Here is a 6,099-nt window from a genome sequence, read left to right as displayed (position 1 = left end):
GGCTGGCCGCTCGGCTGAGTCAAGTGGTCGGGGCCGCATCGCAGAACCGCGACGCGCTGGCCGTCGAGCGTCAGCAGCGGTCCGTCGCGATGGTGGCGGTCCGCGACGAGGTGAACACGCTGGGCGCCCGCATCGGCACGCTGACCGAGGCCCTGCACCGCGACGAGGTGGCCAAGGCGCAGGCGGCGCTGCGCATCGAGCAGTTAGAGCAGATGGTGCTCGAACAATTCGGAATGGCGCCCGACGTCCTGGTCGCCGAATACGGTCCGCAGGTGTCATTGCCACCGACCGAGCTGGAGTTGGCCGAATACGAGCAGGCCCGCGAGCGCGGCGAGCAGGTGACGTTGCCGGCCCCGCTGCCATTCGACCGGCCGACTCAGGAGCGGCGCGCCAAACGCGCCGAACGAGAGCTGGCCGAGCTGGGTCGGGTCAACCCGTTGGCGCTTGAGGAGTTCGCCGCGCTGGAGGAGCGCTACAACTTCTTGTCCACCCAGCTCGAGGACGTCAAGGGCGCGCGCAAGGACCTGCTGGACGTGGTGGCCGATGTCGACGCGCGCATCCTGCAGGTGTTCGCCGAGGCCTACGCCGACGTGGAGCGGGAATTCCAGGGTGTTTTCGCCGCGCTGTTCCCCGGCGGCGAGGGCCGGCTGCTGTTGACCAACCCGGACGACATGCTCACCACCGGGATCGAGGTCGAGGCCCGTCCACCCGGCAAGAGGGTCAAACGGCTGTCGCTGCTCTCCGGTGGGGAGAAGGCGCTGACCGCGGTCGCGATGCTGGTCGCGATCTTCCGGGCCCGCCCGTCGCCGTTCTACATCATGGACGAGGTCGAGGCGGCGCTCGACGACACGAACCTGCGCCGGCTGATCGGCTTGTTCGAGCTGCTGCGGGCCAAGTCGCAGCTGATCATCATCACCCACCAGAAGCCAACCATGGAGGTCGCCGACTCGCTGTACGGCGTGACGATGCGCGACGACGGCATCACCGCGGTGATCTCCCAGCGGATGCGTGGTCAGCAGCTCAACCAGCTGGTCACGACTACCTAAGCGAGGAACACGTTGCCGCAAGGTCTGTGGATCGCGATCGCGGTCGCTGCCGCACTGATCGTCATCGCCGTCCTGGTACTGGGGCTGCTGCGTTATCGCCGGCGGCAGATCAGCCTGTCGGGCCGCGAGCAGACGCCCACCCTGGATCGCTCCGGCGGCTACACTGCATCGTCGGGAATCACGTTCAGCCGCACAGAAACTGGCGAACGAATCGATACGACGGGCCTGCCCGCTGTCGGTGACGACGCGACGATTCCGCGCGATGCGCCCAAGCGCTCGATCTCCGATCTTCCACTGCCCGAACCGGATACCGCGGCGGCGCCCGCAGAGCCGAAAGCGCCCGAGCCGTCAGTGGCCGAGCCGTCGGTGCCGGAGACGGAGGCCATCGAACCGCTCGAAGGCCGCCTGGAACGCTTGCGCGGACGACTCGCCAGATCACAGAATGCTTTGGGCCGCAGCCTTTTAGGGCTTATCGGCGGCGGCGACCTCGACGAGGATTCCTGGGAACAGATAGAGGACACCCTGCTGATCGCCGACCTGGGGCCGACGGTGACCAGCTCGGTGGTCGCCCAGCTGCGCAGCCGGCTCGCCAGCAAGGACGTGCAGAACGAGGCCGATGCCCGCGCGGTATTGCGCGAAGTCTTGATCGCCGAGCTGCAACCCGGGCTGGACCGTTCGGTGCGTGCCCTACCGCACGACGACCACCCGTCGGTGCTGCTGGTGGTCGGCGTCAACGGCACCGGCAAAACCACCACGGTCGGCAAACTCGCGCGGGTGCTGGTCGCCGACGGCCGGCGGGTCGTGCTGGGTGCCGCGGACACCTTCCGGGCCGCCGCCGCCGATCAACTGCAGGCCTGGGCTTCCCGGGTGGGCGCCGAGGTGGTGCGCGGACCCGAGGGCGCCGATCCGGCTTCGGTGGCGTTCGACGCCGTGGACAAGGGCATCGAGGCAGGCGCCGATGTCGTCGTGATCGACACCGCGGGCCGGCTGCACACCAAGACCGGGCTGATGGACGAGCTCGGCAAGGTCAAACGCGTGGTGATGCGGCGCGCGGCGGTCGACGAGGTGCTGCTGGTGCTCGACGCCACCGTCGGTCAGAACGGGCTGGCGCAGGCGCGTGTGTTCGCCGATGTGGTTGATATCACGGGCGCTGTGCTTACCAAACTGGACGGTACGGCCAAGGGCGGCATTGTTTTCCGGGTCCAGCAAGAGCTCGGCGTACCGGTCAAGCTGGTCGGATTGGGGGAGGGACCCGACGACCTCGCCCCGTTCGAACCCGCGGCCTTTGTGGACGCACTGCTGGGCTGACCAAAGGGCCGGACGTGCAGGTCGTGCACCGATTTCACCGAACCAGCATCGCGAGACCTACGCGGTCGCTACCGTAGCGACCATGGCGCCGAGCGGCGTGCTGATCACCACGTGGCGCGATCTGCAGTGGCGACGGCGACGCTTCGTGATCGCGATCATCGGTACCGGCCTCGTGTTCGCGATGACCCTCATCCTCACGGCGCTGGCCAATGGCTTTCGGGTCGAGGCTCGGCAGACGGTTGATTCGCTGGGCGTCGACACTTACCTCATCAAGGCCGGCGCTGTAGGCCCATTCCTGGGTGCGGCGATGTTCCCGGGCGCAGAAGCACAGGCCGTAAGCAGGGTCCCGGGCGTCGAGTCGGCAATCCCCGTGATCTTTGCCCAGGAGGCACTGCAGGACCGCGGTTCATCGCAGAACGTGAACATATTCGGCATGCCCGAGCGCGGACCGGGCATGCCGACAATGGCGGCGGGGCGGGGACCGTCGAGCCCAAGTGAGGTCGCGATATCGACGACCCTCGGGCGCGCTGTCGGCGACGATGTCGAGATCGGGTCGCGGGTAATGCGGATCGTCGGACTCGTCGGCAAATCCACCGCGCTCGCCGGCCAGGCCAACGCATTTCTCACCCTCGAAGGGGCGCAGCAGGTGCTGTTTTCGGGGCAGCCCCTAGTGTCGGCCGTCGGCTTGCGCGGTACAGCGGCGGCGATACCCGACGGCTATCGCATCGTGGGTCGCGATGCTGCGATAGACGACCTGATGCGCCCGCTGCAAAAGGCCTACCTGGCGATATCGTATTTGGCGATTCTGCTGTGGGGGGTCGCCGCGCTGATCGTCGGATCGCTGATCTATCTGTCCGCGATGGAGCGGACCCGCGACTTCGCGGTGTTCAAAGCGGTCGGTGTCGCCACTCGCTCGGTGCTCGCCGGTCTGGTACTGCAGGCGGTAATCGTGGCGGTGGTCGCGGCGGCGCTCGGCGTGGTGCTCGCGCTAGGGCTCGCACCGACGTTCCCCATCCCCGTGGTGATGCCCACCTCGGCCTTCGTACTGCTTCCGGTGATCGCGGTGGTGATCGGTCTGCTGGCCAGCGTCGCGGGAATGCGGCGCGCGATTACCGTCGACCCGGCGCTTGCGTTCGGAGGGCCGTGACGGTGGGTGTTCTGCGCATCAAAGATCTCGTTGTCGAATACTCCAGCGACCGGTACGCGGTCCGCCCGATTGACGGCCTGGATCTGGAGGTCGCCGCCGGGTCGCTGGTCATCCTGTTGGGCCCAAGCGGGTGCGGGAAGACCACGTTGCTGTCGTGTCTGGGCGGGATCCTCAGCCCGACTGCCGGCCGCATCGAGTTCGGCGACGTCGAGGTCACCACGCTGGGCCGCCGCGGTCTTGCCGCGTACCGACGCGACACCGTCGGCATCGTCTTCCAGGCGTTCAATCTGGTGGCGAGCCTCAGCGCGGTTGAGAACGTGATGGTGCCGCTGTGGGGGGCCGGATGGTCGCGTCGCGCGGCGCGGGATCGCGCCGAGGAGTTACTCACGCGCGTCGGACTGCAGGACCGGATGAGGCACCGACCCGGCGACCTGAGCGGCGGTCAGCAGCAACGGGTGGCGGTCGCCCGCGCGATCGCATTGGACCCCCCGTTGATCCTGGCCGACGAACCCACGGCACACCTGGACTTCATCCAGGTGGAAGAGGTGCTGCGGCTGATCCGCGAGTTGGCGGCGGGTGAGCGGGTTGTCGTGGTCGCGACGCACGACACCCGGATCCTTCCGCTCGCCGACCGCGTCGTCGAGATGGTGCCACAGGTCATCTCAATCCGCCGGGAGCCCGAAACAGTCAGTCTTACAAGCGGTTCCGTGCTCTTTGAGCAGGGCAGCGTAGGGGACCTGATCTTCGTAGTCTCCGAAGGCGAACTCGAAGTCGTGCGCGAGCTGGCGGCCGGCGGTGAAGAGGTGCTGAAGGTCGCCGGGCCCGGAGACTACTTCGGCGAGATCGGACCACTGTTCGGTATGCCCCGCTCGGCCACGGCGCGCGCCCGCACCGATGCTACCGTCGTCGGCTACACGGTGCAGGCGTTCCGGGAGCGACTCGGCGCCGCCGGCGTGCGAGACCTCATCGAGCAGCGCGACATCACAATCAATTAGCGCCCGGCTCCGCCGCGCTTGCGATCGCCGTGGTTTGTACCCGCACCCAGCGTGATGTAACACCGGCGAAACCTGTCCGCGCCATGTTCTGTAACAACCAGTGCGCAAGGTTCTGGTTCAGGCCCCAGGCATTTGTCTGTCGGCCCTTCATGGCCGACCGGAGGTGATAGCGAGTGAGTTTCCCGATACTGGGCCAGCCCAACACCGGCGATACCGCCTGGATGCTGGCGAGTTCTGCGCTGGTGCTGTTGATGACGCCGGGCCTGGCGTTCTTTTACGGTGGCATGGTCCGCGCCAGAAGCGTGCTCAACATGCTCATGATGAGCATCAGCGCGATGGGCGTCGTCACCATCCTGTGGGTGTTCTACGGCTACTCGATGGCATTCGGCAACGACACGCACAGCGTCGTCGGCGATCCGACCGAATACTTCGGCCTGAAGGGTCTCATCGGGGGCAACTCGGTGGCCGCGGATGCCGCCAAGGGCGTTGCTGCGACCGACATCCCACTCGCCGGCACGTTGCCGATGAATGTGTTCGTCGCCTTCCAGCTGATGTTCGCGATCATCACCGTCGCGTTGATCTCCGGCGCGGTTTCCGACCGGCTGAAGTTCAGCGCCTGGCTGGTGTTTGCCGGCCTGTGGGCAACCATCGTCTACTTCCCGGTCGCGCACTGGGTCTTCGCGTTTGACGGCGTCACCGCCGAGCACGGCGGCTGGATCGCCAACAAGCTGCACGCCATCGACTTCGCCGGTGGTACCGCGGTCCATATCAACTCCGGTACCGCGGGCTTGGTCCTGGCGATCGTCCTCGGCAAACGCAAGGGCTGGCCCACCACGCTGTTCCGCCCGCACAATGTGCCGTTCGTGATGCTCGGCGCCGGCCTGCTGTGGTTCGGCTGGTACGGGTTCAACGCCGGGTCGGCCACCAGCTCCAACGGTGTCGCCGCCAGTACGTTCATCACCACCACGATCGCCACCGCTGCGGCAATGCTGGCCTGGTTGGTCACGGAGCGTATCCGCGACGGCCACGCCACGACGCTCGGCGCAGCCTCTGGCATCGTGGCCGGGCTGGTCGCGATCACGCCCTCGTGTTCGTCGGTGAATGTGCTGGGCGCCTTGGTGATCGGCCTGGCGGCCGGGGTGCTGTGTGCGCTGGCGGTCGGGCTGAAATTCAGGCTCGGCTTCGACGACTCGCTGGACGTGGTCGGTGTGCACCTGATCGGTGGTCTGGCGGGCACGCTGCTGGTCGGTCTGCTCGCCGCTCCAGAGAGCCCTGCCATCAACGGCGTTGCCGGTGTGTCGAAGGGCCTGTTCTACGGCGGCGGTTGGAGTCAGCTGGAACGGCAGGCTATCGGCGCGTTCAGCGTTCTCGTTTACTCGGCCGTCGGCACCCTTATCATCGCCCTGATACTCAAATACACGATCGGGCTGCGCCTGAGTCCCGAGGGAGAAGCGGCAGGTATCGACGAGTCTCAGCACGCGGAGAGCAGTTACGACTTCGCGACGGTAAGCGGCTCTGGCTCTGTTCTCCCTCATGCGAGTCTGCCGGAAAGCACGTTCGACCGGGATAATCGAGTGGGCGACAAAGTAGAGGCGGAATAGGG

The 6,099-nt window shown here is 66.8% G+C and carries 5 protein-coding genes; all 5 read left to right on the top strand.

Going from position 1 to position 6,099, the window contains the following annotated elements; all coding sequences use genetic code 11:
- On the top strand, positions 1-1,046 hold a 1,046-nt coding region (locus tag WAO18_RS13845), incomplete at its 5' end, for an AAA family ATPase (RefSeq protein WP_422206824.1).
- A 12-nt stretch (positions 1,047-1,058) separates the two neighbouring features.
- Entirely contained in the window at positions 1,059-2,354 is a 1,296-nt protein-coding gene (gene ftsY / locus WAO18_RS13840; RefSeq protein ID WP_422206823.1) for a signal recognition particle-docking protein FtsY, read from the top strand.
- Positions 2,355-2,451: 97 nt separating this feature from the next.
- Positions 2,452-3,501 (top strand): ABC transporter permease, encoded by a 1,050-nt coding sequence (locus tag WAO18_RS13835; RefSeq protein WP_422206832.1) that lies wholly within the window; start codon positions 2,452-2,454, stop codon positions 3,499-3,501.
- Between the two features lie 2 nt (positions 3,502-3,503).
- The gene (locus WAO18_RS13830; protein WP_422206831.1) at positions 3,504-4,496 is read left to right on the top strand and encodes an ATP-binding cassette domain-containing protein; all 993 of its coding nucleotides are present in this window, start codon (positions 3,504-3,506) and stop codon (positions 4,494-4,496) included.
- A 221-nt stretch (positions 4,497-4,717) separates the two neighbouring features.
- Positions 4,718-6,097: an ammonium transporter gene (locus tag WAO18_RS13825; protein ID WP_422206830.1), complete on the top strand. Its 1,380-nt coding sequence runs from the start codon at positions 4,718-4,720 to the stop codon at positions 6,095-6,097.
- The last annotated feature ends 2 nt before the right edge of the window (positions 6,098-6,099 follow it).

The organism is Mycobacterium sp., assembly GCF_049278535.1.
GTDB lineage: Bacteria > Actinomycetota > Actinomycetes > Mycobacteriales > Mycobacteriaceae > Mycobacterium.
This window is presented reverse-complemented; position numbering and strand designations above follow the sequence as displayed.

Excerpts from the sequence above, each read along its gene's own strand:
- WAO18_RS13825 (WP_422206830.1), top strand. The coding sequence starts at position 4,718 with ATGCTGGCGAGTTCTGCGCTGGTGCTGTTGATGACGCCGGGCCTGGCG.